This is a genomic window from Nonomuraea sp. bgisy101 (assembly GCF_057708945.1).
The window spans coordinates 21,972-48,636 of sequence record NZ_JBYITD010000036.1 but is presented as its reverse complement, the minus strand read 5'-3'; the positions used below and the strand labels follow the sequence as shown (position 1 = coordinate 48,636).

Genomic DNA, 26,665 nt, shown 5'->3' with positions numbered 1-26,665 from the left:
ACCACGCAGACCAACGACGACCTGGGCCGGACACCGTTGTTCCCCGTCCTGCTCGACCAGGTCCGTGACTTCTTCGCCCACATGGAGGGATCTACATGCCGTTGCTGGTCAAGATAGGTGTCCTCGAACTGACAGTCGGCGTGCTGACAGGTTGGTTCATGGTCTACATCACGCGCACGCCACGCGCCGAACGCCTCAGAAGAGGTCTGCGCGACCCCCGCAGGGTGCGGCAGGGACACATCGAACTGCTCATGATGGGCACCATGCTCATCGCCATCGGCGCCGCCGTGCCGTCGGTGCCGACGGTGGCGCTGATCCCGATCGTGGTGTTCTCGTGGGTGGCGCCGCTCTCGTTCTTCCCCGTCGCGATACAGCCGGAGCTGGCCGAGCACCCAGTGATGCGCTGGCTTGACAACGCCATGTTCGTGGGGCTCTCCGCCGGATACGTGGTCCTCGCGGTGAGCGTCCTGGCGGCGTAGCGGGGTCGTGCGATTGCGGGCCGGCCCGGCCGGTGCAGGGTCAGCCCGCAGGATTCCCATGAGGTCGGCCCACGCTGGGCTGCCGGCTGCAGCACGGCCCCCAGCTCAAACGGCGGGCGTTCTTCTTCACGGCATGGTGGGGCGGGGCCGCAGGCCGTGGTCGAAGATCTCCAGGCTGCGCTCGATCTCGGCGCCCACCTCGCCGGGATCGATGCGGCAAGTCGATCGCCAGCGGCGACCAGGATGCTCAGCAGCCGTGCGTTCGCCGGTCTGTGGATCACCGGGAGCGCTGAAGGGGCCGGAGAGGAAGGTCTGGGTGCGGCGGGCATCTGCGGTTGGTTCGCCATGTGGTCAACCTGGAATCCGATCCGAAGGCTCGAGAGGTCGAGAGCGACCGTGACGGTCCTGACATAAGGCGCCGCTCTCACGGCTACGGCCACGGCCGGAGCAATCTGAGTCATCACCGGCAGGGCAGAGGGCCGGCTCGTTCCGGTTCCTCATCCGTGACCGGGATGCCAAGTTCACCGCCGTCTTCGATGAGATCTTCGCCGGCGAGGGTGTCACGGTGCTTAAGACTCCGCCGCGGATGCCGCGAGTAAATTGCTATGCCGACCGCTGGGTGCGCGCCGTGCGAGCTGAGTGCACCGGCCAGATGCTGAACTGACCCGATGAAACGCCAGCTCAGACCACATGTACGAGTTTTGAAGCAGTACAGGCGAACCGTCGCCCGAAAGTCAGCGCCGGGAGCTGGGGTCGGCTGCCGATTGAGCCAGACGGAGCAGCGACAGCAGGGCGGTCCGCTGGTCGACGTTGAGCACCGAGATGATCGGCGCTCTCTCGAACAGATGGGTTAGGAGACGGCCCCGAAGGTCCTGCCCCGACGCGGTGAGAACGAGTCGCTTGGCCCTTCGGTCATCAGGGTCGGGTTCCCGCCGCAGGAAACCGCACTGCTCGAGAGCATCTGCGATCCCGGTAACGTGGGAGGGTTCGCAGTGCAGTTGGCCGGCTATCTGGCCCATACGCTGAGGTTGCCCAAGCTGAAGCAGTGTGTGAGCCTGCGGCACGGTCACGCCGACTGCGGCGGCGGTCTCCTCAAAGTGAGCCCGCAGAGCCGCATCCGCAGCGAATAGGCGTTCCACGATCTCCTGGCCCTCGGGGTCTGGCCAATCGATGTATTGTTCCGCCACGACTTCCCCCGCCGCCCTCACTGTTTCAGTTATTGAACTATCTCATGCCTCTTGTGTGTTCCAAGCACAAGGGGTAAAGCAAGTCCTTACCCGAGGGTGGGACGGCGAAGGAAGGCCGGCATCATGCCAGGTCGATACCCAGACACGCGCTGACTTCCTCCTGCCGCGCATGGAGCAAACCCGCCGCCCCTGGGTCACTTGCATCACGGCCACCGCACGCAGGCCGTGGCCCGGCTGGAGGAGCTCGTGTCGAACCTCAGGTGGCGGCGGGCCGGTGCGACATCGAGCGGTAGACGAACTCCGCGTCGTTCTTCCTGGTCAGCTCGGTGATGAGGCCGTGGTCGGGGGAGAGGGCACAGGCCGGGTCGGTACGGCCGGCGTCACCGGTCAGCGCGAACGCCTGGCAACGGCACCCGCCGAAGTCCTCGGTCTTGCGTGGGCAGCCACGGCACGGCTCGGGCATCCAGTCCGTGCCGCGGTAGGCGTTGAAGGCAGGCGACTCGGACCAGATCCACTCCAGCTGGTGGTCGCGCACGCTGGGCAGGTCGAGCGGCAGGCCGTACGCCGCCGGGCAGGGCAGCACCCGGCCGTCCGGCGCCACGGTCAGCGAAATGGCTCCCCAGCCGCCCATGCACGGCTTGGCCACGCCGTCGAAGTAGTCGGGCACCACCCAGATGAGTTCGACGTCGGTACGGTGGCGCCAGGACTCGACCACCCGGGCGGCCCGGGCGAGCTGTGCGCGGCTGGGCATCAGGGCTCGCCGGTTGACCAGGCCCCAGCCGTAGAACTGGGTGTTGGCCAGTTCGATCCTGGCCGCGCCCCAGGCGATGCCGAGCTCGATGATCTCGTGGACCGTGTCCAGGTTGTGCCGGTGCAGCACGACGTTGAGGCCCAGCGGCAGGCCCGCGTCCTTCACCACGGCGGCGGCCCGTTCCTTGGCCGCGAACGACGCGCGTCCGGCGATCCGGTCCGACGCGGCCGCCGTATGCGCCTGGACGGAGAGCTGCACGCTGTCGATCCCGGCCGCGGCCAGTTCGGCCAGTCGGGCGGCGGTCAGCCCGACGCCGCTGGTGACCAGCTGGCAATAGATCCCTTCCGCTGCGGCGACGATCTCGGCGAGGTCGCGTCTGACCAGCGGCTCGCCGCCGGAGATGTGGGCATGGACCACGCCGAGCGCAGCCGCCTGCTTCATCACCCGGCTCCAGTCCGCGGTGTCCAGCTCGGCGGACCTGCGGACCAGCTCGGCGGGGTTGGAGCAGTACGGGCAGCGCAGCGGGCACCCGTGCGTGACCTCGGCGAGCATGGCCCAGGGCGGTGGCACGGTCGCGTTCATCGCAGCCACCCCTGGCCTCGGAGGTCGTCGAGGAAGTCGGTGACGTCGTCGGGGCCGGCCTGGGGGAAGTGTCGCGAGATCTCGGTAGCCGTGCGGGTGCCGTCGCACAGCCGCACGATGGCCGCCGCCGTGTCGTTCAGCACCACGATCCGCTCGGGCACGATCAGGAGCTCCGCCTGCCGGATGTCGCAGTGACGCAGCCGGGCCGCGGGAGCCAGCGCGGGCTTCCAGCTCATGTGTACGCCCGGTCGACGGCGTCGAGCAGCGTCCACAGCACCTCGCACTTGTACTCCAGCGCCTTGATCGCTTTCGTCCTGTCCGCCTCGGTACGAGCCCAGTCGAGGACCAGCGCGAGCGCCTCGCCGCTGTCGCGGCGGCCTTGGCCGACCCGGGCGCGGAAGTAATGCAGGCCTTCCGGGTCGATCCAGGGGTAGTGCTTCTCGAACGCGGCGATCCTGGTACGCATCAGGTCGGGCGCGAACAACTCGGTGAGGGAAGAGGCCACGCACTCCAACGGGCTGCCGGTGCGGCACAGGTTCACGTAGCCGTCCACCGCCAGCCGTACGCTGGGCAGGACGCCGGCGCCGGACCACAGGTCGGCGCGCGGGATGCCCGCCGCCTCGCCGAGCTGCAGCCAGCGCTCGATGCCGCCCTCGCCGGGCTCGGAACCATCCTGGTCGGTGATCCGGTGGATCCAGATACGGCGCAGCGCCGGGTCCTCGAGCTTGGCGAGGATCAACGCGTCCTTGATCGGGATGTGCCGCTGGTAGTGGAACCGGTTGAGGATCCAACCGCGCAGCTCCTCCTTCGACAGCAGCCCGTCGTGCATCCGCCGGTTGAACGGGTGCAGGTGGTGGTAGCGGCGTGCGGGTACGGCGCGCAGCGCCTTCTCGAACTCGTTCACAGGTCGATCACCATTCCGTCTCGCGCCACCTCGACGCCCAGGCCCTCGTGCAGCGGCGAGCCCGGGTCGACGAGCGGATTGGTGTTGTTCAGGTGCGTGTAGAGGCAGCGGGTGCCGAGCCGGGCCAGCCGGCCCCTGGTCGCCTCGATCGGCAGGTGGCCCATCTGCGTCGCGGTCCGTTGGCCGAAGGACAGCGGCTCTGCGTCGGTGTAGAAGGTGCCATCCACAAAGAGGACCTCCGCGTCGCCGGCGGTGACGTCCGGCCAGACGCCCATGGCCGGTGCGTAGAGCAGGCCGGCCCAGCGCAGCGCACTCACCCACGCGCCGGGCGGCCGGGCGGAGGCGTATCTCGGCCGCTTGCCGGAAACGGGCACCGCCTCGGCTCCGATGTCCGCGAAGGTCAGCCACTCGATGGTGACGTACGGCTCGAGCATGGCGAGGATCTCGTTCACCGCCTGCCGTACCGTGTCGGTAGCGACCACCCGGAGCGTGTCGGCCTCGCGCAGCCGGGCCAGGCCCAGGGTGTGGTCGAGTTCCGCGTCGGTGAGGATGACACCCGCGAGCGCGCTGGACCTGCCTTCCGGGCGCAGCCACGCGCACGTCTCGATTTGCTCGCCGATGTCGGGCGTGGCGTTGACCAGGAAGACCTGCCCGGACCCCGCCTCGATCGCGAGCGAGGCGTGCAGCCTGCGCCACGACGGGTTGGCCCGGGCGCCACGACAGCCCGGGCAGCCGCAGTTCCACTGCGGAACGCCGCCGCCCGCGGCCGTACCCAGGACCTGCAGGCGCACCGCGGTTCCGGCCCTACCTGGTGGCCAGGAGGTAGGCCGACATCTCCATCGAGGCCTCGACCACCTGGTACGCGGGCTTGTGCCAGATGACGTCCTCAGCACGTGCTCGCTGCTTCTTGGCGTGGACGGGCCGCTCGAGCTTGTCGCTCTTCTGCTTGTCCATGGGTCTTCTCCTCGGAGTCTGTCCCACATGGATACAGGTGAATAATGGCCCAATCCCGTGCTGGTTTATCCCATAAAACTGCAAATGTCGTATATAGCGGGACATGTGCTAACTCGTGTATGGCACGGCGAGAATCGCGCCCGGGTTGGCCAGCGCCGTGGTCGGCGCGCCGTTCGCGCCCCTGGTGATCCCGCTGCTGTCGGTCGCGATGTAGAGCGTCTTGCCGTCGGCGCTGAGCGCAGTGTCGCGGTAGCGGTTGATCGTGTCGAACAGCTTCTCCCGGTGTTCGCCGTCGTCGTCCATGCGGTAGACCGCGCCGTCCTTCATCGAGGTGACCAGCAGGTCGTCGCCGGCCACCTCCACACTGGCGGGGGCGATGGTGGGCCAGCAGATGTAGGCCGAGACCGGGTCCGGGCACGTGCTCGTGGTGCCCAGGGCGTACCCGGTGTCCACGGTGGTGCCGTACGTGGTCAGCGGCTTCTCGAAGTTCTGGTCGAACGCGCTTTCCTTGGTCTGCGGCACCTGTACGGGCACCTGGGCCGGGTCCGCGGTGAACGTGAGCTTGGCGCAGCCGCCCTCGGCCTTGGACCAGTTCGCGTAGGCGTAGTTCCTATCGTCCTTGTTACCGGCGACATCGGGCCAGCCGTAGTTCTTGCCCGCGTCGATCTCGTCCAGCTCGTCGTCGGTCGCCGGGCCGTGCTCGGCGACGTAGAGATCCCTGCCCTTGAAGGCCAGCCCGTTTGGGTTGCGCAGGCCGTACGCGAAGACATGGCTGCGCACGCCGTTGAGTTCCGGGTTGTCGCCGGGCACCGACCCGTCCAGCTCGATGCGCAGGATCTTGCCCTTGTAGAGCCCGAAGTCCTTGGCGTCGACTTGCTCCTTGGTGGGCAGCGACTGCGCCTGGTTGGGCACGCAGTAATGCTTCTCGTAGTTGGCGCCCTGGTCACCGACGGAATAGTAGAGCTTGCCGTCCGGGCCGTAACGCAGCCTGGCCGCCTGGTGATCGTCTCCGGAAGGCAGCCCGACGATCACGTCTTTCGGCTCGTTCAGTCTGCCGTCCGCCCAGGTGTACCTGGAGATCTTTGTCGCGTTCCCGCCGTTGCCCTCGTAGGAGTAGGCCAGGTAGACGTAGTCGGATCTGCGGCCCTTGCCGAAGTCGGGGTGCAACGCCATGCCGAGCACGCCGTCCTTGCCGTGTGGGCTGTGCACCGCGGTGCCGGTCAAGTCGAGCACCACGCTCGCCGCCCCCGTGTCCGGCTTGACGCGCTTGACCTTCAGCCCGCTCTTCTCCGTCAGCCACAGGTAACCGTCCGGCCCCATGAGCAGCTCGTAAGGATCGGCGAGCCCGCTGACCACCACCTTGGGCTTGGCACCGGCCTCGGAGCTCGCCGTCGGCGCGTTTGCCAGACCTACCGCCTGCAGGCCGGTGCGCCCGTGGTAGTGCCGCACGAACCGATCAGGCCTGCCACGGGTGGCCACAGCACAGGCATAAAAAGTCGCTCTCATGCAGCCATATATCTCCCAATAATGCACACATCGCTACATATCGATGTATTTAGGGGCAATTATTAATTTCGTCCTGACGGGAGCTTGTATTCACGGCGCACAGCCGCGACGGCGCGGGGAGCGGGTCGCGGCCGGCGGCGTGGATGCGGTGGTCCTTGCCCCGCACCCGGTGGGATCTTCGCGTGGCGACGCGTCGCAGGCCACGTCGGTATTGGAGGTGGCCAGAAGCACGAAGGGCAAGCGCGCGATGATATGTCCTACCTTGATCTTTAGCCCGGCACTGGTTGTTCGGATGGTGCGGGAGAACCCGGCCCGGGGGGCACATCGGCGGATCCAGGGCGAGTCGGCCCGCCTGGGTTACGCCATCGCGGCCTCTACGGTGTGGGAGATCCTCATGCGGCGGGTATCGATCCGGCGCCGGGCCGGGCTGAGCCGGCGGCAGTTCCTGTCCGCTCAAGCCCACGCGATCACCGCGTGTGACGTCGTGGTGGAGGCCGAGAATGAACGCCATCTGCGAGCGGGTCATCGGCGCGCCGTGAACTCCTGGACCGGATCCTGATCCTCGGCTCCGTCTGGCTCGATCGGCAGCCGGCCCCCGCTCCCGGCGCTGATTTTCGGGCGACGGTTCGCCTCCCTCTCTACGCCACTGCTGCCCATGGCGACCGCATGCGCACTGCGTTCCCGCTCGCTCGGTGCTGCTCCTCTCACGACACCGCAAGTTGGACCCCCTGGCGTCGGCTGCGATAACTTCTGGTAGAACATATTTCAGTCACTGAAGTATTGAACGTTCTACGCGAGGAGCTTGCGTCCATGTTCATCGCCACCGCCGTCCTATCCCTCCTGCTGGCTCTCGCCTTCGCCGGAGCCGGCTTCCCGAAGCTCTCCGGTAAGGACGACATGGCAGCCCAGCTCAGCAGGCTCGGGGTGTCAGCCGGGCTCATGCGCGTCATCGGCGCGCTGGAGATCCTCGGAGCCGTAGGGCTGATCGCCGGACTGTGGATCGAAGTCCTTGGGGTCGCGGCCGCGACCGGACTGACGCTCCTCATGGCCGGCGCCGTCGCCTCTCATATCAAGGCCCGCGACACCGCCAAGCACACCCTGCCGTCGCTGGTCCTGCTGATTCTCAGCGCGACCGCACTCGGCCTCGGGCTGGCCGGCTGAAACATGACCAGCACCGCCCGACGCCTCCGCGACAGGGCGCAGCTGTACCGACTCAACCCCCCGAAACAAGAAAGAGCATTGTGATGACCACTCACGCCATGACCGAGACCGGTCTCCCCATCGACACCCGTTTCGAACGGCCCGCCACGGAGGAGCAGCTCCAGCGGACCGCGGCCGCCCTGCGGGAGAAGGGCCACGCCGTCGAGATCGTCGACACAGCAGCCGACGCACGTGCCGTCGTCAACCGGCTGCTGCCCGGCGATCGGAGCGTCCTCACCGTCTCCAGCGAAACGCTCCGCCTATCGGGCCTGGACGATGACATCAATGCTTCCGGCCGGTTCGACGCCGTGCGCCCCAAGCTCATGCGGCTGCGCGAAGAGGGGCGATTCGATGAGATGCGTGCCGTCGGCTCCGCCCCCGACGTCGTGGTCGGGAGCGTGCACGCGGTGACCGAGGACGGGCGGCTGCTGACCGCCTCAGGTAGCGGCAGCCAGCTCGGACCCTACAGCTTCGGCGCGGGCCGGGCCTTCTGGGTCGTCGGTTCTCAGAAGATCGTGCCCGACCTCGACACGGCGCTGCGCCGCATCGAGGCCTACGCCTACCCGCGCGAGGACGTCCGCGCCCGCCAGGCCTACGGCACGCCGGCTCTGCTCTCCAAGATCCTCATCATCGACCGCGAGATGTTCCCCGACCGAGGCACCGTGGTCCTCGTCCGCGAACCCATCGGGTTCTGATCACCCATGCTCCTGAGTGAGGACTTCATGACCAGCTCCACCCGAAACGACACGATGACGATCGAGGTCTACGCCGACATCGTCTGCCCGTGGTGCTACATCGGAAAGCGCCGACTGGAGCGGGCGTTGCGCAACTTCCGGGGAACGGACGGTGTCCGGATCGTCTACCGGCCGTTCCAGCTCGATCCGGGCGCCCCGGCCACGGGCACCCCGGCTCGCCGGCACCTTGGTCAGAAGCTGGGGTCGCAGGTCGGCACGGTCCTTGAACGCACCTCGCGGATGGCGGCGCGTGAGGGGATCGAAATGAACTTCGATCATGCACTGATCGGTAACACCCTCGACGCCCACCGAGTGCTACGGCTGGCCGAGGCCGAAGGGAAGCAGGCAGGGGTGCTGGAGCAGCTGTTCGCCGCCTACTTCACCCACGGCCGGGACATCACCGACCACGCCGTGCTCGCCGACGCGGCGGCCGCCGCGGGCCTGGACCGCCGGCACGTCTTGGACATGCTGGCCGGATCCACAGGCGTACGCGAAGTCACGGCGGAGATCGCGGCCGCGCACGCACGCGGAGTCAGCTCTGTACCCACCATCGTCGTCAACGGCCGCCACGCGATCCAGGGCGTCCAGGAGATACCCGCGCTGCTCGACGCGCTCGAACGCGCCCGCGACGAGGCCGGGGCCGGGGATGCCGAAACTGGCGACACCACACCCAATCCAGCCGGCGTGGCCGGCACCTGCACGATCTGACCACGGGCATGACCATGACTTTCCTTTACCGCTGGCATCGGGCGAGGTTGCACCCGATGCGGCGACCGCGTCCCTGCACCGCACCGCACCAGACCTCTGCGCTCCTTGATTGTTCGACCCTGTCGGCTGGTGTCAGGAGCTCGATGGGCGGATGGGCAGGAGTCGCACCGTGGTGAGACGGGTGCCATACAAGTGGCTGGTCGCCACCGCGTTCGTGTTCGGGCTGTTCATAGAGATCCTCGACATGACTGTGCTGAACACCGCATTGCCCGCACTCGGCCAGCACTTCGGCGTCGGGACCGAGACGCTGCAGTGGCTGGTCACCGGCTATCTGGTCAGCATGGCGGTGTTCATCCCCGCCTCCGGGTGGGTCGCCGACCGGTTCGGCACCAAGCGCACTTTCCTGTTCGCGCTCGCGGTCTTCACCGCCGCCTCGGCCTGGGGCGGGATCGCCGGATCGCTCGGCGAGCTGATCGTGGCCAGGGTCGTCCAAGGCGTCGGCGGCGGGCTGCTGACCCCGGTCGGCACCGCGATGCTGTTCCGCGCCTTCCCGCCGGCCGAGCGGGCAAAGGCGTCGGCGGTGCTGTCCATACCAACCACCATCGCCCCGGCCTTCGGCCCGGTGCTTGGCGGATGGATGGTCGACAACGTCAGCTGGCGATGGATCTTCTTCCTCAAAGTGCCGATCGGCGTGCTCGGTCTGCTCTTCGCGATGGTGGCCCTTCGCGAGGAACGCGCGGATCGTCCTGGCCGCTTCGACATCGCCGGGTTCCTGTCCGGCGGTGCCGCGCTCGCGCTGCTGCTGCTCGGCCTCGACGGTGGCGCTCGAGAGGGGTGGGGCGCCGCCCCGGTGCTCGTGCAGCTGGGCGCCGGGCTCGCGCTGGCGGCAGTGTTCGCCACGATCGAGTTGGCCCGCAGCGAGCCGATGATCGACCTGCGCCTGCTGAAGGACCGGCTGTTTCGGACCGGCAACCTGCTGATGCTTCCGGCGTCAGGAGCGCTGATGGGCGCGTTGTTCTTGGTGCCACTGCTGCTGCAATATCAGATGGGCGTCGACGCGACCGGCTCCGGCCTCGTCACGATGTTCCAGGCACTGGGCATGATGGCCTTCCTCCCGTTGGCCGGCCGCCTGTACCCGAAGGTCGGCCCTCGCCGCCTGCTCGCAACAGGATTCGGCATCATCGCCGCCGCCCAGGCAATGCTGATCATGGTCGGACCCGGCACTACCCTGTGGGCAGTCAGGCTGGCGCTGTTCGCCATGGGCGCGGGCATGGCACTCACCGTCATCTCCCTGCAGGCCGCCACCTTCGCCACGATCACCCCCACGGCGATCGCCCGAGCCTCGTCGGTATTCTCCACCACCCGTCAGGTCGCCAGCGCCGCCGGCGTCGCCGCGGTCGCCACCTTGCTCACCGCGCGAACCGACTCCAGGCTCGCCGACCTCGGTGCCCGCGCCGCCGATCTCGCCGGCAGGCAGGAAGCGCTCTTCGCCGCTTACCACGACATCTTCCTCGTCACCACCGCGCTCGCGCTGATCGGCTTTCTCATCTCCCTGCGCGTGCGCGACAGCGACGCCATCACCACCATGCGCCCGGTTTCGACGGCGTCGAACGCCGATCAACACAGGCACCCCGACAGCGGGCATCGCACGTAGCCGTTACCCAGGTCTCCGGGCGCCGCCGGTGGCGCCGGGGACTTCATCGACCCACCCTCCCAACCACAGCCAAGGAGCAGCCAGCTTCGCCACGATCCCCTCCGCGGGCGATCGCACGGGCCTCGTCGGTATTCCCGCCATCCGCCATCCGCCAGGTCGCCGGCGCCCCCGGCGCCGCGAGCGCCGCCTTCCCGCTCACCGGCCTGGCCCGGGCCGCGCTGGAGATCCTCTGGTTCGGCGGCGGCACCCTGGCGCTCTACACCGGCCTGACGACCTCCGCGGCCGTCTTCTTCGCGCTCTTCGTTCTCAACGCGGTACTCCGCATCGTCTGGAAACAGGTCTGATCATGGGAAAGCACATCGTGGTGGGCTCCGGCCAGGTCGGCACGCACGTGACCACCAAGCTCCTCGCCCAGGGGCATGAGGTCACCGTCGTGACCCGGTCCGGCAGCGGCCCGGAAGGGGCGGTCAGGGTCGCCGCGGACGTGGCCGACAAGGGGAGGATGATCGAGATCGCCCGAGGGGCGGATGTCCTCTACAACTGCGTCAACCCGAAGTATCACCGCTGGCTCACCGACTGGCCGCCGATGGCCGAGTCCTTCCTGGCCGCCGCCGAGGCCAGTGATGCTGTCTACGTGATGCTCGGCAACCTCTACGCCTACGGTCCCGTCTCGGTCCCGATGACCGAGGACCTGCCGCTCGCCTCGACCAGCCCCAAGGCGCAGGTACGCGCGAAGATATGGGCCGACGCCCGCGCCGCTCACGAGGCCGGCCGGATCAGGGCGACCGAGGTCCGCGGCTCGGACTACTTCGGTCCTGGCGCCACCGACCAGTCTTACCTGGGCGACCGGTTCCTCGTCCCGCTCAGGGCGGGCAAGACCATCCAGCTCGTCTGGCCGGCCGACGTGCCGCACAGCTTCACGTACCTGCCGGACGTGGCCGACGCCCTGATCATGGCGGGCCGGTACGAGCGGGCCTGGGGTCGGCCCTGGCACGTGCCGACCGCCGAGCCGGTGACCTTCCGTCAGGTGGGGGAGCGGGTGGCGGCGCTGCTCGGCCGTCCCGCGCCTCGCATGGCGCAGTTGCCGTGGCCCGTGGTGCGGGCGGCCGGTCTGTTCTCGCCCCTGATCGGCGAGCTCGGGCACGTCCGCTACCAGTTCACTGAGCCGTTCGTGCTCGACTCGTCGGCCTTCCAGCGCACGTTCGGCGTGGCGCCTACTCCGATCGACCAGGCGCTCAAGGCTACGCTCGACGGACGAAGTCAGCCGTGATCGGCCTGGGTGACATCGCGGAGAAGGCGTACCTGCCCGTGCTCGCCGCCCAGCCCGCCCTCGACCTCCACCTCTGCACCCGCAACAGCGCCCGCCTCAACTGGTTCGGCGATGTCTGTGGTGGGCCGCGTCCAGCGGCCCACCGTAGGTAGCGACGGAGCCGGCACCTACCGTATCGCTGGCCGGTCGACGAGCGTGGACGAGGCGATCAAGGTGGGGTCGGCGCGGCGTTCGTGCGCGCTGCCACCGACGCGCACCCGGAGATCGTCGAGTCACTGCTCAGCGCTGGGGTCACGATCGCGTACACGCTGGAGGAGTCCTAGCGCCTCGTACGGCTGGCGAAGGCTGAGAACGGACGAGGGCGCCGGCCAGTACCGTTCCGGCAATCGAAAAAGGATATAAAGGTGACGGTATACGCTCTCGCATTGGAATCCGTGACGAAGGTCTACGGTTCCGGTCGTCATGCGGTAACTGCGTTGAACGATGTGTCGATGGGCGTGCCGCGCGGGACATTCACCGCGATCATGGGTCCCTCCGGCTCGGGTAAGAGCACGTTCCTGCACTGCGCGGCCGGCCTCGACAAACCCACGATGGGTCGCGTGATCCTCGGCGACATGCCCCTGGCCAGCCTCAACGAGGAGCAGCTCACCGAGATCCGCCGGGAACGGGTCGGGTTCGTCTTCCAGGCGTACAATCTGCTCGACTCGCTCACCGTCGCCGACAACGTGGGCCTGCCGTTCCGGCTGGCCGGCGCCCCGGTCCCCGCCGACCGGGTGCGCACCGAGCTGGTAGGCGTCGGGCTCGCCGACATGGGCGAACGTTACCCAGCGCAGCTCTCCGGTGGTCAGCGGCAGCGCGTGGCCATCGCCCGCGCCCTCATCACCGGACCCGACGTGATCTTCGCCGACGAGCCGACGGGCGCGCTCGACACGCGTACCGGCAAGCAGGTCCTGCAGCTGCTGCGGGGGATCGTCGACCGGACCGGCCAGACCGTGGTGATGGTGACCCACGACCCGGTCGCCGCGTCGCATGCGGACTCGGTGACGTTCCTGGCCGACGGGCGGCTGGCCGGCGAGCTCACCGGGCCGACGCCGGAGAAGGTGGCCGACCGGATGACCAGGCTGGGTGAGTGGTGAGCCGCAAGAGCAACGCCAGGGCGGTGAACCTGCCGAAGGCCAAGAAGAAGGTCCGCACGCTCTCGCGCCAGAACCTCTCGCTGGCCTGGAGCACGATTCGCGGCCGCAAGGGCGGCTTCGCGGCGGTGCTGATCGCCGTCGCGGTCGGCTCCGCCGTGATCACCGCCTGCGGCGTGTTGCTGGAGACCGGCGCCGGCTCGGGAGTCCCGGCCGAGCGGTACCACGACGCGGCCGTGGTCGTCGGCGCCTACCAGGCCATGCCCGTCGAGGGCGACACGGACCTGCGGCTTTCCGAGCGGGTGCGGTTGCCCGCCGACACGGTCGCGAAGGTCGCTGCGGTCAAGGGCGTCAAGTCCGCGGTCGGGGACGTCAGCGTCCGCACGACCGTCCTCAAGGGGAACTTCGTCCTCGACGGCCCGTCCGTGTACGGGCATGGCTGGTCCGCCTCGGTGCTGGCGCCGTTCACGCTGCGCTCGGGCACCCAGCCGCGATCGGCCAACGACGTCGTGCTCAACACCGACCTCGCCAAGCGTGCCGGGGTCGCCGAAGGGGGCACGGTCACGCTGGTGATCGGGTCGACGCCGGCGTCGTACCGGGTCAGCGGCGTCGCCGAGCCCGCCGTCTCGCTCGACCGGCAGTCTGCGGTCTTCTTCACCGACGACCAGGCGGCGCGGCTCCACGGCGAGCCCGGCAAGATCGACGCGGTCGGCGTGCTGGCCGCAAACGGGGCCGACGCGGGCGACCTCGCCAACCGGATCAAGAAAGCTGTGCCAGGCATGGTCACCTATACCGGCGACGACCGAAGCGACGTCGAGACGCTCGACGTCGGGCAGATGCGGTCGTTCGTCATCGAGGTGGCCAGTGCGTTCGGCGCTACCATGATCCTTCTCGTGATCATCGTGGTTGCCGGCACGCTGGCGCTGTCGGTGCAGCAGCGCCGCCGCGAGCTGGCCCTGCTGCGGGCCGTCGGTGCCACGCCCCGGCAGGTGCTGCGCATGATCGGCGGTGAGGCCGTGCTGGTCGGCGGGATCGGCGCCGTGCTCGGCGCCATCCCCGGCGTCCTGCTCGCCATACTGCTGCACGCCGTGTTCACGGCGGCCGGCGTGCTGCCGTCCGGATTCTCGCTGGTGATCACGCCGTTGCCCGTGCTGTTCGCCCTGCTGACCTGCGTCCTCGCGGCCCGGCTCGGCGGTTGGCTCGCGGCCCGGCGCGCCGCAAAGGTCAGTGCCGTCGAGGCGCTCGGCGACGTGGCCGTGGAACCGAAGAAGCTCGGCTGGTTCCGGCTCTCGCTCGGCCTGCTGCTCGTGCCCGCGGGCCTGGCCGTCGCGATCGTTCTGCCGATCGTGCTGCCCGGTGAATCGGCCATCGACGGCGCCGCCGGCTCCGCCCTGATCCTGGTGATCGCCGTCGCCCTGCTCGGACCGCGGTTGTTCGGCGGCGTCGCGACGCTGCTCGGCCGGCACCCGGGCGGCGTCACCCGGTTCCTCGCCATCGCCAACTCCAGGGCCCGGGCCCGTCGGCTCAGCGCCGCCACGACCCCGCTGATCATGGGCGTGACCATGGCGTCCGCGCAGCTCTTCAGCGGCACGACGCTGGCCGCGACCGCGCACGACCAGGCCGCCGACGGCGTGATCGCCGACCACGTGGTGACCTCCGACAGCGCGGGGATCTCACCCGACCTGGCAGGGGCGCTCCGCGGCGTCCCGGGCGTCCGCACGGTCGGCCCGGTCGCCCGAACCTCGGTGATCCTCACCTGGCCCGACGGCGACAGCATCCAGTACAGGGTCTCCACGGCGCAGGGCGTCGACCCCGCGGCCGTGCCGGACACCATGTACCTGGACGTGCTGCGCGGCGACCTGAGCGGTCTCACCGGGTCCACGGTCGCGCTCAGCCGCCTCGTCGCCGGCACGGTCGGCGTCGACGTGGGCGGCAGCGTCGACGTGCACCTCGGGGACGGTACCGTCGAGAAGGCCAAGGTGGTCGCGGTCTACGAGAACGGGCTCGGCTTCGGCGACGTCACGCTGCCCCACGACGTGGTCGTCGCGCACACCACCGACCATCTCGACCAGTGGCTGCTGGTGCACTCCGACCGGGGCGTGAACCTGAGCGCGGCGTTGAAGGCGTACCCGACGGTGAGGGTGCGCGACGCCGCGGCGGTCACCGCCGCACCGACCGATGACACCGGCGACGGCGCGATCAGCCTCGTGCTCAACGCCGTGCTGCTCGGCTATCTCGCGATCGCCGTCGTCAATACGCTGGTCATGGCGACGATCTCACGGGTACGCGAGTTCGCCCTGCTGCGCCTCGTCGGCACCCGCACCAGCCAGGTCCAGTCGATGATGCGCCAGGAGACGGGCATCATCGTGATCTGCGCGGTCGTCGTGGGTACGATCGCCGCGCTGCCGTCGCTGATTGGGATGAGCTACGCGATACGCCACTCGGTGTTTCCCTCCGTCCCACCCCTGATCTACATCGGCATCGTGATCGTGGCCGCGGTGATCGCCTGGCCCGCCGTGATGCTGCCGACCCGGCTAGCGCTGCGACCGCCGGCCGTGGAGGCGATCGCGCGCCCCGAGTGACACGACCTATCGCAGGTGAGGCGTGGCTCGGCCACGCCTCACCTGTTTTGCGCGTCCCACGCGGGACCCACGCTGAGCGGGCAGTTTCCGCACCGCTCAAGCCCGGAGTCGCCGCGGCGGCCGCCCGTACCATCAGCGGACTGCTGGCCACACATACCGGCTGATCAGTCGCGGGCGGGGGCGCGTCGTCCCCCGAGGGGCGCGCCACCGCCGCGCTCTTCTGCTGCATCTCCGCCTCCACCCTTCTCCTGCAGAAGCGTCTTGGGCTTCAGCGTCGGCGCGGCGTCGACCGTCTTCTCCGTCGGCGCCCTCACCGCCCCTGTGTCCACCCTGGCCGGCAGCCGTCTCGTCGGCCGCTACAGCCCTCGGCTCCTGCTCCTGGCAGGGCCGGGCCTCATGTTCGCCTCCAGCGTCGCCGCCCTCGGTCTCACCCTCACCGGACACCTCACCCGAGCCTGGGCCCCGGGCCTTGTCGGTGCCGGTTTCCTCGGGCTGGGCCAGGTCTTCGCCACCGCCATTGGGCTCGCCCTCGAGGAAACCGCGGCGCGTTTGCGCTTGCGGGTCGCGGCCGACAGTTCGCTGATGTCGGCGAGGTAGGCGAGGTAGGCGCGGATCGGGTCAGCGGTGAGGTCGGCGAGTTCGCCGTCGCAGTGAACGGTGAGCTGGAGGTAGGCGCGCACGGTGTGCGCGGAGGCGTTCGCGTTCTTCCGGGTGAGGAGGTCGTCCAGATGCCGGACGAGCATTGCCAGCGGCAACGACTACCCGTGCTATGCATCACCCCTGAATCAGCGCAGGTCACGCAAGAACACCCGGACGTCGTCAATGAACGAATCGGGCATCTCCCGGGCGGAGAAGTGACCGCCGCGGTCGGACTCGCTCCAGTGAGTGATGGTGGATGTCCGTTCGGCGATGGGGCGCACGGGCAGGGTGATGACGTGGGCGAAGACCGCCACCCCGATCGGTGGCGGGCAGGGCAGCGGACCGGCAGGACTGTCGCGGTGGATGCGTGCGGAGGAACCTGCGGTTCCGGTGAGCCAGTAGATTCCGTCCCTTCGACCGCGCTGCCGGCTCCCGAGACCGCGTGACCGGGCTGGCCCCAGGGCAGGGGGCAGCCCGGTCACGAGCCTGTCGCGAAGCCCTGAACTCAGGTTCTGGCCGCCCGGCCGGCCGTGATCGTGTCGAAGTCCGGGATGCGCTGGGCGATCGGGTCGCCGGTGAAGTCACCGATCCAGCCGTCGTCGTCGTGGAAGAAGCGGATCGCGGTGAAGTCCGGCCGCGTGCCCATGTCGAACCAGTGCGTGGTGTTCTTCGGGACGCTCAGCAGGTCCCCGGCCTCGCACAGCACCGCGTGCACCTTGCCGTTCGCGTGCAGGTAGAAGATTCCGGAGCCGGCCACGAAGTAACGCACCTCATCGTCGTCGTGGGTGTGCTCGTTCAGGAATTTTTGCCTGGCCACCGCGGCCCGCTCCGGCCAGTCGGCGCTGTCGTCGGGGTGGAGTCGGGCGACGTCGACGAACGTGTAGCCCTCCTCGGCGATGACGCGGTCCACCTGCTCCCGGTAGGCCGCGAGGATCTCCTCCTGGCCGGCGCCCTCCGGCAGGTCCTCGACGACCTCCCAGTGCCGCAGGACGACGTCGATCTCCTTCAGCGTCGCCGCGATCTCCGCGGCGTCCTCTGTCTCCAGCAGCGTCTCCGGCTGCGCGCCGTCGGTGTGAACGGTCAGGTACGTCATGAGCTAAAGCCTACAATACATGCATGAATAGTGGGATATAGTCCGCTGTGTGAACCTCGCAAGACTTGTGGGCGTCGCGGCGCTCCTCGCCCTGGCCGGCTGCTCTCAGGGCGTGCCCGCCGCAGCCCCATCCGCTCCACCGCCCTCGCCGTCCACGGCTGCGGCTACCCCGACCGCCGCCGTACCCGCCAAGTTCGCCTCGGGCGACGTCCGGATCTCACTCGTCCGCCAGCTGTCCTCCGGCGACTACTTCGAGCAGTGGCTCGCCGGCGCCCAGGCCGAGGCCAAGGCGCTCAACGTGAAGCTGGAGATCTCCAGCGGCGACGGCAACAATGACAAGCAGGCGCTCAATCTGGAGCAGGCCGTCACCGCCAAGCCCGACGCGATCATCGTCGACCACGGGTTCGCCCAGACGGTGCAGCCGGCCATCAAGAAGGCGGTGGCCGCCAAGATCCCGCTCGTCGCGTTCGACGTCGATCCCGGCACCGCCGAGGCCGTGACGCTTACCCAGGACGATCACCAGATCGCCAAGCAGGTGCTGGGCGCACTGAAGGCGGACACGGGCGGCTCCGGCGAGGTCGTCTACGTCTACGTCGCCGGCTTCGCGCCCCTGGACCGGCGCAATGAGACCTGGGAGCAGTTCAAGAAGGACAACCCGGGCATCAAGCAGGTGGCGCAGATCGGCGTGGTCAACGGTTCGACCGCCTCGGCAGTGGCCGACCAGGCCAAGGCGGCGCTCCAGGCCCACCCGGGCGTCAAGGCGATCTTGGCTCCGTACGACGAGTTCGCCAAGGGCGCAGCACTGGCCGTCAAAGAGCTCGGCCTGGCGGACAAGGTGAAGATCTACGGGGCGGACATGTCCACCGCCGACATCGGCGTCATGACCGAGCCGAACAGCCCGTGGGTGGCCACCTCGGCCACCGACCCCGCCAACGTGGGCCGGGTCGCGGTACGGGCGGCCGCCCTGCTGGTCGCCGGCGAGCAGGTGGACCGGGCGCTCACCGTGCCGCCGTCGCTGATCAACCAGAAGGGGCTGCGGGATGCCGGCATCTCCAGCGTCGAGCAGCTCACCGCAGCCTTCCCCGGCCTCACCACGCCCGACGTGGCGCGCGTACCGTGGGCGGCGTCGTGACCTTCGCGGTCACGTCGGTCTCCAAGGTGTACGGCGCCACCACGGCCCTGTCCTCCGTCACGCTGGACCTGCGGCCGGGCGAGATCGTGGGGCTGATCGGCACCAACGGGGCCGGCAAGACCACGCTCATCAAGATCCTCTCCGGGGCGACCGCGCCCAGCTCGGGGACGCTGTCGTACGAGGGCAGGCCACTGGCGTTCGGCGACCCGCTGGACGCGCAGGAGGCCGGGGTGCAGACCGTGCACCAGAACATCGACGACGGCGTGGTGTTCGGCGCCAGCGTGGCGGAGAACCTCATGCTCGACGCGCTGGCGACGGGCGGCCCGCGGGGGTGGTTCCTGACCCGTGCCCAGGTCCGCGCCGCCGCGTCCGCCGTCGCGCCCGGGCTTGGACTGCCTCTGGACGCGCCGGTGGAGAGCCTGCCGGCGAGTGCCAGGCAGCAGATCGTCATCGCGCGCGCGCTGGCCCGCCGCGCCCGGCTGCTGATCCTCGACGAGCCCACGTCCACGCTGTCGGAGGTCGAGGCGGGCGCGCTCGCCTTCCGGGTGCGGGAGTCGGCGGCCGCGGGCGTGTCGGTGCTCTATGTGTCGCACCGGCTGTCGGAGATCGAGGCGCTGTGCGATCGGGTGGTGGTTCTCAGGGACGGTGAACTGGTCGCCATGTTCGCCGCGCCGCTGGACCGGACGGCGATCGTGGCCGCCATGCTCGGCCCGGCGGGCGCGGTGCCCGCACCCCGGGAGGCCGTTGCCCATGTGGGTCGGGAAGTGCTGATGGCCGACGGGGTGCGGGCCATGCCGGGCGGGGACGCGTTCGGCTTCAGGGTGCGCGCCGGCGAGGTGCTGGGGGTGACCGGGCTGGTCGGGGCGGGGAAGACCGAACTGCTCGAACAGCTCGGCGGAGCCCGGCCGCTGGTGTCGGGAAAGCTGTCGCTCGGCGGCGCGCCGTACGAGCCGAAGGACCCCCGCGACGCGATCGCGGCGGGAGTGGCGTTCGCGCCGGAGGAGCGGGCGGCGCAGGCGATCGTGCCGGGCTGGTCGGTGCGCGCACACGTCACGCTGCCGTGGCTGCGGCGGCACATCCGCTCGGGGCTGCTGGCGCGCCACTCGGAGTCGGCGGCTGCACGGCACGTCATCGACCTGTTCGGCGTGCGCGGCCCCGGACCTGATGCGCCGATCGAGGCGTTGTCCGGCGGCAACCAGCAGAAGGTCGTGGTCGGCCGCTGGCTGGCGGGGAGTCCGCGGCTGCTGGTGCTCGACGAGCCGTTCCGCGGGGTGGACGTGGCCGCGCGGGCGGACATCGGCCGGGTGGTCAGGGAACGCGCGCGGGAGACGGCCGTCATCGTGGCCTCTTCCGACCCTCAGGAGTTGCACGACCTGGCCGACCGGGTGCTCGTGCTGCACGAGGGCAGTCCGGCGGGCGAACTGCCGATCGCCGACGCCACCCCGGACCGCCTGGCCGTTCTCATGTCGGGCGCCGCGACGAGATCGGGAGGCCGGGAATGAGCGCCACCGTGCAGGGCGGGAGCCGTGCCGCGCCATCCCGCCGGGTCGCCTCGCGGGCCGCGGCCGTCGCCTACCGATACGGGCTGCTGGGTGTGATGGCCGCCATGATCGTCCTGTTCTCCCTGCTGCGGCCCGCGTTTGCCACCTACCCGAACGCCCTGGTCGTCCTGCAGTCCGTTGCCGTGGTCGGGATCGTCGCGCTCGGCGTCACCGTCTCCATGACGACCGGCGGGTTCGACCTGTCGGCAGGCGCCTGCGTTGGTGCGGTGGTCATGGTGACCGCGCTGACGATGGTCAGGTTCAACCTGACCGGCGGCACCGCGATCGTGGCCGGCCTGCTCACCGGCCTGCTCGTGGCCGGCGTCAACGTGTTGCTGACCGTCGTCGCCAAGGTACCCGACCTTGTCGCGACGCTGGGCACGCTGTTCCTGTTCCAGGGGCTGGCGCTGATCGTCACGGGCGGGCAGTCGGTCGCGCCGGGCATGACGGTGGACGGCGCGCCCGCCCCCGGCCGCTACACCGAGGGGTTCGCCTGGCTGGGCGGCGGCACGATCGTCTCCGTGCCGGTCCCGGTGGTGGCGTTCGCCCTGCTCGCCGCCGCTGTGTACGTGCTGCTCAACCACACCCGCTGGGGTCGTGCGCTGTACGCGATCGGCGGCAACGCCGAGGCGGCTCGGTTGGCGGGCATTCGGGTGGCCCGCTACCGCGCTCTGGGGTACGCCGTGTCGGGGGTGTGCGCGGCGATCGCCGGCATCCTCCTGTCGGCCAGGCTCGGCAGGGGCGACGTGGGCGCCGGGGACCCGTACCTGCTGCAGTCGGTCGCGGCGGCGCTGATCGGTTTCGCGGTGCTGGGCGCCAACCGGCCCAACGCGCTGGGCACCGTGGTGGGCGCGTTGTTCATCGGTGTCATGATCAACGGCCTGACCATGCTGAACGCTCCCTACTACGCGCAGACCTTCGTCCAGGGCGCGCTGCTCGTCGGCGCGCTGGTGGCCAGTTACACGCTCAGGAGGATCCGGTGAGCTACGAGCTCCTCACTGTGGAGACGGTACCCGGCTACGTTGCCGCGCGCCCCGCGCTCGCCCCTTTCGGCGCGGTCACGCGGGTGCGCGAGGTGGGCGACGGCAATCTCAACCTGGTGTTCGTGGCCGAGGCCGAGGGTGGCGGGTTGGTGCTCAAGCAGGCGCTGCCGTACGTGCGGGTGGACCCCACCTGGCCCATCACCCCGGAGCGGAACGGCATCGAGGGGCGCGCGCTGCGCTTGCACAACGTGGTCGCGCCCGGCCTCGTGCCGGAGCTGTACGACGCCGATGCCGAGCGGCACGTCATCGTCATCGAGGACCTGTCGGACCACCGGGTGTGGCGGGGGGCGCTCAACGAGGGGCTACGGCACGATGGTGTCGCCGAGGACCTCGGGCGGTACGTCGCGAAAGTCGCCTTCGGCACCTCGGTGTTCGGGCTCGGCGCCAAGGGGCACAAGGCGGCGCTGGCCGCCGCTGCCAACCCGGAGTTGTGCGAGATCACGGAGGATCTCGTCTTCACCGAGCCGTACATCTCGCACGAGCACAACCGGATCCTGCCCGCTAACGAGGCGGACGTGGCCGCCTACGCGGGCGATCCAGACGTGCGGGCGGTCGTCGGGGCGGCCAAGCTCGCGTTCATGACGCACACCGAGGCCCTGATCCACGGCGACCTGCATACCGGCTCCGTCCTGGTCCGCGACGAGCCGCACTCGGCCAAGGCGTTCGACGTGGAGTTCGCCTTCTACGGCCCGGTCGGGTTCGATGTAGGCGCGCTGTGGGGCAACTACGTGCTGGCCGCCGCCCGCGCTCTCGTCTTGGGTGAGGACGCGTACGCGGCTTGGGTGCTGGCGCAGGCGGCCGAGACCTGGCAGGGGTTCGCCGAGGAGTTCGCCGCGCTGTGGCGCGGGCGGGCCGACCCGCGGATCATCGACCTCGACCGCTACATCGCCAAGGTGTACGCGGACGCGGTGCCGTTCGCCGCGGCCAAGGCGGCCCGGCGGGTGATCGGCTTCTCCTCGGTCAGCGACATCGAGACCCTGCCGGAGGAACTGCGCGTACGCGCCATCCGCGCCGTGCTGGCCGCGGCCAGGCTGCTGCTCACCGGCGACCCTCCCCAGGGCGAGCCGAAACCGCTGTTCGACCGGGTGGGACAGGTCCTGGCGGAGGCAGGCAGGTGATCGGCGACCTCAGCGCCGAGGACTTCGACCGGTTCATCAACGCGGCCAGGCGGGCTGTCGAGTCGACCGCCGAGGAGCCGCCCGACGTGCCCGAGGTGTGGCATGAGGCGGTGGACCGCGATGGGCCGGCTCGCGCGATCGCCGTGCTGACGTCGGCTACGTCAACACGGGAGTGGCCGGTGGTCTTCTGGACGAGGCGTAAGCCTACGCCGCGCTGCCGGAGAAATATCACGATCTACCTGAGGAGGAGCGCCTGGCCTGGGTCAGGAGGCCGGCCGAGGAGCTCAAGAAGGAACGCGACGCCCCACGGCAGGACGACGACCCGTCAGGCAACGGCCAGCGCGTAGGCGAGTAGCCATTCCACGCACTCGGTGACGTGCCTGGCGTGCTTCAGGTCCGTGCCCCACGCGTACAGACCATGATCGGCCACGATGACGGCCGGCGTGCGCGGGTCGTAGGCGGCCTCGAACCGGTCGCCCAGTTCACGCATGTCCTGGCTGTTGCGGATCACGGGGATCGTCACCTCATCGTCGTGGGCCAGGCGGCCGATGCCTTTGAGGGTCTCCACGTCCCGCAACAGCACCCCGCCTGGCCAGCGGCGCGCGGCCACGACCGCGTTGATCGCATGCACGTGTACGACCGCGTCGGCGTCGGTCAGCGCCGCGACCCGGGCGTGCAGCCCGGCCTCGGCGGACGGCTTGAGCGGCGCGACCCCCTCCACCGGCACGGCCTCACCACGCGGGCCGACCACGGCCACATCGGTAGCCAGCAGCTCGCCCTTGTCCAGCCCGCTGGCGGTGACCGCCAGCCGCAGCGGTTCGCGGGAGACCACCTCGGAGATGTTGCCGGAGGTGCCGCGCATCCACCCGTATCCGGCGAATCTGGCCGCCTCAACCGCCAGCCTTGCTCCTGCCGCGTGCACCTGGTCGGAGGCGACAGTGGTGTCGACGCTCATACTTCAAGCTCCTCGAAAGTCGTGATGACGGAGTGGGGGCCGAACGAGGTGGCCGCGTTCGGCTCGCCCGGCCTGCGCACGCCGGCGGTGCGCCAGCCGGCCGCCGCCGCGGCGTCCAGCTCGGCCGGGACGTCGGACACGAACAGCGGCCCCGCGGGGTCGCCGAGCGTGTCCGCGATCCGGGCGTATGAGGTGGGCTCCCGCTTGGGACCGGCGCTGACGGTGTCGAACCAGTGGTCGATCAGTACGGACAGGTCGCCGTAAGCGGTGTTCGCGAACCAGGGCCGCTGACTGGCCACCGATCCCGAGGAGAACACCGCCAGCCCGTGCCCGGCCGCGTGCCAGGCACGCAGCGCCGGCGGCACGTCGGGGAAGAAGTGGGCGGTCAGCTCGCCCGCCGCGAAGCCCTCGGCCCAGATCCGCCCTTGCAGCGTCTTGAGCGGGGTGGCCTTGACGTCGCCGTCCATCCAGCCGTGCAGCACCTTCACGGTTTCGGCGGTGGTGGCGGCGCCGATCTCCGCCAGGGCCGCGCGCACGTCAGGGTCGTCCCGGTGGGCGTCGAGGTACGGGCCGAGCCGTGGTCGCGCGTAGGCGTACAAGCCGACGTGCACGGACTCCGTCGAGCTGGTCGTTCCCTCGATGTCGAGCACGATCGCGGTCACCGGGCCAGCACCTCCACGAAGTCGGCCACGAACCTAAGCGCGTCCACGGCGGTGATCACCCGCGTAGGCGGCGCGGGCTCGTACGGGAAGGCCGGGGGCAGCCCGTCGTGCGTGCGCATCAGCCTGGCGCGGTACAGGAAGCCGTCGCCGCGCACGTTCACCGGGCCGTCCGTCCAGGCGGTGGCGAAGGAAGGGTCCAGCAGGACGCCCGCGGCCAGCGGGTCGTGCAGGGGGATGATCCTGCGGCCCCACTCGTTCTGGTAGAAGTCCAGGTACGCGTCCAGGATCTCGGTCGCGAAGCGGGCCACGGGGGTGCCGGACGCTTTCAGCGCCGCGATGGCGTGCTCGTCCAGGATCGTGCGCGCCGTGACGTTCACTCCCACCATGACCAGCTCGCGGCGCGGCGCGGCGAAGACTGCCCGCGCCGCCTCGGGGTCGTTGTTGATGTTGGCGTCGATCATCAGCAGGGTGCCGGGCGGGGCGTAGGGGCCAGAGCCGCCCATGAGCACCACCGAGCGGTATTTGGTGAACAGCTCGGGGTCCTGGCGCAGGGCCAGCGCCAGGTTGGTCAGTGGGCCCAGAGCGAGCAGGTCCAGCTCGCCGGGGTGCTCGTTCGCCAGCCGCACCAGCAGTTCGGGGGCGGGTTCGTCGGCCACCCGCGGGAGGGAGCGGTCGTGGCCGAGGTCGCCCAGGCCGTCCTTGCCGTGCACGTACCCGGCGATGTGGGCTGGGCCGCGCAGCGGCTCGGCGGCCCCCCTGGCGATGGGGACCTCCAGGCCGAGCAGGCGGGTGACGTGCCCGATGTTGCGGATGGCGTCCTCCTCCGTGCAATTACCGTAAACGGAGGTGACCGTCACGATCTCAGCGTCGGGGCGGCCTGCCAGATACAGCAGGGTGTGGGCGTCGTCGATGCCGGTGTCGGTGTCGACCACGATTCGTCTCATGAAAGCTCCTGGGGACGATGGACGCCGCGCTCGGTCACGATGCGGGTCACGAGATGGGGTGGGGTCACGTCGAAAGCCGGGTAGTAGCCGGCCACGCCGTCGGCGGCGGTGCGGCGGCCGAGCGTGTGCAGCACCTCGTCGCCGTCGCGCCGCTCGATCACCACGTCCGCGGCGGTCGGCGCCTGCGGGTCCGGGGCGTCGATCAGCGCGTAAAACGGGACGCCGAACGCCTTGGCCGCCAGCGCGACGCCCAGCGTGCCGACCTTGTTGATCACATGGCCGTCCAGCGTCACCCGGTCGGCGGCGGTCAGCGCCACGTCGGCCAGCCCGTCGGACAGGGCGGCGGCGACCATGCCGTCGGTGATGAGCGTCGGCCGGTAGCCCATCTCGACCAGCGTCGCCGCGGTCAGCCTGGCGCCCTGCAGGTAGGGGCGGGTCTCGGTGCAGACGAACTCCAGCCGCTTGCCCGCCGCCTGCGCCGCCCGCACGGTCGCGATCAGGAACGCGTCGGCCCAGCAGTGAGTGAGCACCCGCGTGCCATCCTTGAGGAGCGAGGCGGCATGCTCCCCGAGCGTGGCGCTACGAGCCCGATAGCCGTCCTCATGCGCTCGCGCCGCCCCCTCAACGGCCGCCACCAGCGCATCCCCGGCGAGCTCCGCCCGCCCGCCCACGCCCACGGTCGCCGACAGCACGGCGTGGACCGCGTCCCTGATGTGGTTGTTGGTAGGCCGAGTAGCCACCAGCCGAGCCCCCACGGCTCGCAACCGCGCCGCCGCCTCCTCCGGCGGATCATGCCGGGCTTCACGAGCCCCCAGCACCATCCCCGCCGTGGCCGCGAACAACGGGCCCGAGCTCTGCGTCACCATCTGCTCGATGGCCACCGCCACCGCTTCGCTGGTGACACACCGCACCCAGCGCAGCTCGAACGGATAGACGCGGCGATCCAGAACCTCCACCGCATCCCCCGCGAACCTCACCGAGTCCGCCAGCACCGGCTCGTTCATACCGTCATCTCCTTCCGCCGCCGCGCCGCCGCCACCACGACCAGGGCCAGCAGCGTGATCAGGTAGGGGGCCGCGTCGGCGGCCTGCTGCGGCAGCCCGAGTCCCTGAAGCCGGAACCCCAGTGCCTCGGCCGCCCCGAACAACAGGCACGCCCCCAGCCCGAGCCACGGCCGCGAGCCGGCGAGCATGACCGCCACCACGGCCACCCACCCACGCCCCGCGCTCATCCCTTCGCTGAACATCGTCACGTTGCCCAGCGCCAGCTGTGCCCCACCGAGCCCGCACAGCGCCCCCGTCCCCAGCACCGCGGCGTGCCGGTAGAGCGGCACGCGCAGCCCGATGGACTCGGCCGCCTCCACGTGCTGCCCGATACCGCGCAGCCGCAGCCCCGACCTGGTGCGCCCGAGCCACCACCCCGCCCACGCCACCAGCAGGAACGCGACCGGCACCAGCGGCGACTGCGGCCCCAGCGCCGGCAGGTCCAGCCCCAGTACGGCGAGCGTGGGCAGCCCGGCCAGCTCGGGCGAGCTGAAGGTGCCGCCGCTGCCGAACACCTGCCGCATGAGGAACGCCGTCAGCCCGAGCGCGAGCAGGTTCGTCCCGACCGCCACCACGACCGGGTCCGCGCGGAACGTCACCGCGGGCACCGACAGCAGCAGGGCGTACAGGGCGGTGGCGAGCACCGCGCCGGCCACGCCGAGCCAGGCGCTGCCCGTCACGTGGCTGAACAGCACCGCCGTGAATGCGCCCCACAGCAGTTGTCCTTCCAGGGCCATGTTGAAGACGCCGGACACCGAGCACAGCAGTCCACCTAGTGCGGCCAGCACGACGGGAGCGGTGGCGGTGAGCACCGCCGCGAGAAACACGCTCACCGGCGCCTCGCCTCCGGC

General features: G+C 70.0%; 29 protein-coding genes. 15 read left to right on the top strand and 14 right to left on the bottom strand.

Annotated features, from left to right (window positions below):
• The first annotated feature begins 95 nt into the window (after positions 1–95).
• Positions 96–479, top strand: a complete 384-nt coding sequence (locus AC3EO4_RS44950; protein ID WP_379567714.1) for a hypothetical protein — start codon at positions 96–98, stop codon at positions 477–479.
• Between the two features lie 734 nt (positions 480–1,213).
• On the opposite strand, the gene AC3EO4_RS44945 is transcribed toward AC3EO4_RS44950, so the two are convergent.
• From AC3EO4_RS44945 to AC3EO4_RS44915, 7 genes are all read right to left on the bottom strand, one after another.
• A complete protein-coding gene (locus AC3EO4_RS44945) occupies positions 1,214–1,543 on the bottom strand; it encodes a MarR family winged helix-turn-helix transcriptional regulator (protein ID WP_431902021.1) in 330 nt (109 codons plus the stop codon).
• Positions 1,544–1,922: 379 nt separating this feature from the next.
• Complete coding sequence (gene pqqE, locus AC3EO4_RS44940; protein WP_431901940.1) at positions 1,923–2,999, bottom strand: pyrroloquinoline quinone biosynthesis protein PqqE; 1,077 nt, start codon at positions 2,997–2,999, stop codon at positions 1,923–1,925.
• On the bottom strand, positions 2,996–3,235 hold the full coding sequence (pqqD, locus tag AC3EO4_RS44935; protein WP_379578429.1) for a pyrroloquinoline quinone biosynthesis peptide chaperone PqqD: 240 nt from the start codon (positions 3,233–3,235) through the stop codon (positions 2,996–2,998). The genes pqqE and pqqD overlap by 4 nt, the downstream gene beginning before the upstream one ends.
• Complete coding sequence (pqqC, locus tag AC3EO4_RS44930; protein ID WP_431901938.1) at positions 3,232–3,903, bottom strand: pyrroloquinoline-quinone synthase PqqC; 672 nt, start codon at positions 3,901–3,903, stop codon at positions 3,232–3,234. Before pqqC ends, pqqD begins: the two co-directional genes overlap by 4 nt.
• A complete protein-coding gene (gene pqqB, locus AC3EO4_RS44925; protein ID WP_431901935.1) occupies positions 3,900–4,694 on the bottom strand; it encodes a pyrroloquinoline quinone biosynthesis protein PqqB in 795 nt (264 codons plus the stop codon). Before pqqB ends, pqqC begins: the two co-directional genes overlap by 4 nt.
• 13 nt (positions 4,695–4,707) lie before the next feature.
• Entirely contained in the window at positions 4,708–4,857 is a 150-nt protein-coding gene (locus AC3EO4_RS44920; protein WP_379578435.1) for a hypothetical protein, read from the bottom strand.
• A gap of 108 nt (positions 4,858–4,965) precedes the next feature.
• Complete coding sequence (locus AC3EO4_RS44915; RefSeq protein ID WP_431901933.1) at positions 4,966–6,306, bottom strand: glucose/sorbosone family PQQ-dependent dehydrogenase; 1,341 nt, start codon at positions 6,304–6,306, stop codon at positions 4,966–4,968.
• A gap of 196 nt (positions 6,307–6,502) precedes the next feature.
• On the opposite strand from AC3EO4_RS44915, the gene AC3EO4_RS44910 reads away from it, so the two are divergent.
• From AC3EO4_RS44910 to AC3EO4_RS44865, 10 genes are all read left to right on the top strand, one after another.
• The gene (locus AC3EO4_RS44910; RefSeq protein ID WP_431901931.1) at positions 6,503–6,922 is read left to right on the top strand and encodes a hypothetical protein; all 420 of its coding nucleotides are present in this window, start codon (positions 6,503–6,505) and stop codon (positions 6,920–6,922) included.
• A gap of 251 nt (positions 6,923–7,173) precedes the next feature.
• A complete protein-coding gene (locus tag AC3EO4_RS44905) occupies positions 7,174–7,524 on the top strand; it encodes a DoxX family protein (protein ID WP_431901928.1) in 351 nt (116 codons plus the stop codon).
• An 83-nt stretch (positions 7,525–7,607) separates the two neighbouring features.
• Positions 7,608–8,258 (top strand): LUD domain-containing protein, encoded by a 651-nt coding sequence (locus tag AC3EO4_RS44900; RefSeq protein WP_431901927.1) that lies wholly within the window; start codon positions 7,608–7,610, stop codon positions 8,256–8,258.
• 54 nt (positions 8,259–8,312) lie between these two features.
• The gene (locus tag AC3EO4_RS44895; RefSeq protein WP_431901926.1) at positions 8,313–9,005 is read left to right on the top strand and encodes a DsbA family oxidoreductase; all 693 of its coding nucleotides are present in this window, start codon (positions 8,313–8,315) and stop codon (positions 9,003–9,005) included.
• Positions 9,006–9,177: 172 nt separating this feature from the next.
• A complete protein-coding gene (locus AC3EO4_RS44890; RefSeq protein ID WP_431901924.1) occupies positions 9,178–10,659 on the top strand; it encodes an MDR family MFS transporter in 1,482 nt (493 codons plus the stop codon).
• A 346-nt stretch (positions 10,660–11,005) separates the two neighbouring features.
• Complete coding sequence (locus AC3EO4_RS44885) at positions 11,006–11,929, top strand: NAD-dependent epimerase/dehydratase family protein (RefSeq protein WP_379578449.1); 924 nt, start codon at positions 11,006–11,008, stop codon at positions 11,927–11,929.
• Positions 11,926–12,081: a hypothetical protein gene (locus AC3EO4_RS44880; protein ID WP_431901921.1), complete on the top strand. Its 156-nt coding sequence runs from the start codon at positions 11,926–11,928 to the stop codon at positions 12,079–12,081. The genes AC3EO4_RS44885 and AC3EO4_RS44880 overlap by 4 nt, the downstream gene beginning before the upstream one ends.
• Before the next feature lie 324 nt (positions 12,082–12,405).
• Positions 12,406–13,065: an ABC transporter ATP-binding protein gene (locus AC3EO4_RS44875; protein WP_431901919.1), complete on the top strand. Its 660-nt coding sequence runs from the start codon at positions 12,406–12,408 to the stop codon at positions 13,063–13,065.
• Complete coding sequence (locus AC3EO4_RS44870) at positions 13,059–15,644, top strand: ABC transporter permease (protein ID WP_431901916.1); 2,586 nt, start codon at positions 13,059–13,061, stop codon at positions 15,642–15,644. The genes AC3EO4_RS44875 and AC3EO4_RS44870 overlap by 7 nt, the downstream gene beginning before the upstream one ends.
• A gap of 261 nt (positions 15,645–15,905) precedes the next feature.
• Positions 15,906–16,241 (top strand): hypothetical protein, encoded by a 336-nt coding sequence (locus tag AC3EO4_RS44865; RefSeq protein WP_431901915.1) that lies wholly within the window; start codon positions 15,906–15,908, stop codon positions 16,239–16,241.
• Positions 16,242–16,429: 188 nt separating this feature from the next.
• On the opposite strand, the gene AC3EO4_RS44860 is transcribed toward AC3EO4_RS44865, so the two are convergent.
• Entirely contained in the window at positions 16,430–16,597 is a 168-nt protein-coding gene (locus AC3EO4_RS44860) for a hypothetical protein (RefSeq protein WP_431901912.1), read from the bottom strand.
• Positions 16,598–16,788: 191 nt separating this feature from the next.
• On the bottom strand, positions 16,789–17,376 hold the full coding sequence (locus tag AC3EO4_RS44855) for a 1,2-dihydroxy-3-keto-5-methylthiopentene dioxygenase (RefSeq protein ID WP_431901909.1): 588 nt from the start codon (positions 17,374–17,376) through the stop codon (positions 16,789–16,791).
• Positions 17,377–17,425: 49 nt separating this feature from the next.
• On the opposite strand from AC3EO4_RS44855, the gene AC3EO4_RS44850 reads away from it, so the two are divergent.
• The 4 genes from AC3EO4_RS44850 to mtnK are packed head-to-tail and all read left to right on the top strand — an operon-like array spanning position 17,426 to position 22,210.
• Entirely contained in the window at positions 17,426–18,508 is a 1,083-nt protein-coding gene (locus AC3EO4_RS44850; protein ID WP_431901907.1) for a substrate-binding domain-containing protein, read from the top strand.
• Complete coding sequence (locus AC3EO4_RS44845) at positions 18,505–20,010, top strand: sugar ABC transporter ATP-binding protein (RefSeq protein WP_431901905.1); 1,506 nt, start codon at positions 18,505–18,507, stop codon at positions 20,008–20,010. Before AC3EO4_RS44850 ends, AC3EO4_RS44845 begins: the two co-directional genes overlap by 4 nt.
• Positions 20,007–21,032, top strand: coding sequence for an ABC transporter permease (locus AC3EO4_RS44840; protein ID WP_431901903.1), 1,026 nt, complete (start codon positions 20,007–20,009; stop codon positions 21,030–21,032). The genes AC3EO4_RS44845 and AC3EO4_RS44840 overlap by 4 nt, the downstream gene beginning before the upstream one ends.
• A complete protein-coding gene (gene mtnK / locus AC3EO4_RS44835; protein ID WP_431901900.1) occupies positions 21,029–22,210 on the top strand; it encodes an S-methyl-5-thioribose kinase in 1,182 nt (393 codons plus the stop codon). Before AC3EO4_RS44840 ends, mtnK begins: the two co-directional genes overlap by 4 nt.
• Before the next feature lie 325 nt (positions 22,211–22,535).
• On the opposite strand, the gene mtnB is transcribed toward mtnK, so the two are convergent.
• The 5 genes from mtnB to AC3EO4_RS44810 are packed head-to-tail and all read right to left on the bottom strand — an operon-like array spanning position 22,536 to position 26,647.
• On the bottom strand, positions 22,536–23,165 hold the full coding sequence (mtnB, locus tag AC3EO4_RS44830; RefSeq protein WP_379578468.1) for a methylthioribulose 1-phosphate dehydratase: 630 nt from the start codon (positions 23,163–23,165) through the stop codon (positions 22,536–22,538).
• The gene (gene mtnC, locus AC3EO4_RS44825; RefSeq protein WP_379578470.1) at positions 23,162–23,827 is read right to left on the bottom strand and encodes an acireductone synthase; all 666 of its coding nucleotides are present in this window, start codon (positions 23,825–23,827) and stop codon (positions 23,162–23,164) included. The genes mtnB and mtnC overlap by 4 nt, the downstream gene beginning before the upstream one ends.
• Entirely contained in the window at positions 23,824–24,771 is a 948-nt protein-coding gene (locus AC3EO4_RS44820) for a nucleoside hydrolase (protein WP_379578472.1), read from the bottom strand. The genes mtnC and AC3EO4_RS44820 overlap by 4 nt, the downstream gene beginning before the upstream one ends.
• Complete coding sequence (locus AC3EO4_RS44815; RefSeq protein ID WP_379578474.1) at positions 24,768–25,775, bottom strand: s-methyl-5-thioribose-1-phosphate isomerase; 1,008 nt, start codon at positions 25,773–25,775, stop codon at positions 24,768–24,770. Before AC3EO4_RS44815 ends, AC3EO4_RS44820 begins: the two co-directional genes overlap by 4 nt.
• The gene (locus tag AC3EO4_RS44810) at positions 25,772–26,647 is read right to left on the bottom strand and encodes an ABC transporter permease (RefSeq protein WP_379578476.1); all 876 of its coding nucleotides are present in this window, start codon (positions 26,645–26,647) and stop codon (positions 25,772–25,774) included. The genes AC3EO4_RS44815 and AC3EO4_RS44810 overlap by 4 nt, the downstream gene beginning before the upstream one ends.
• Between the last annotated feature and the right edge of the window lie 18 nt (positions 26,648–26,665).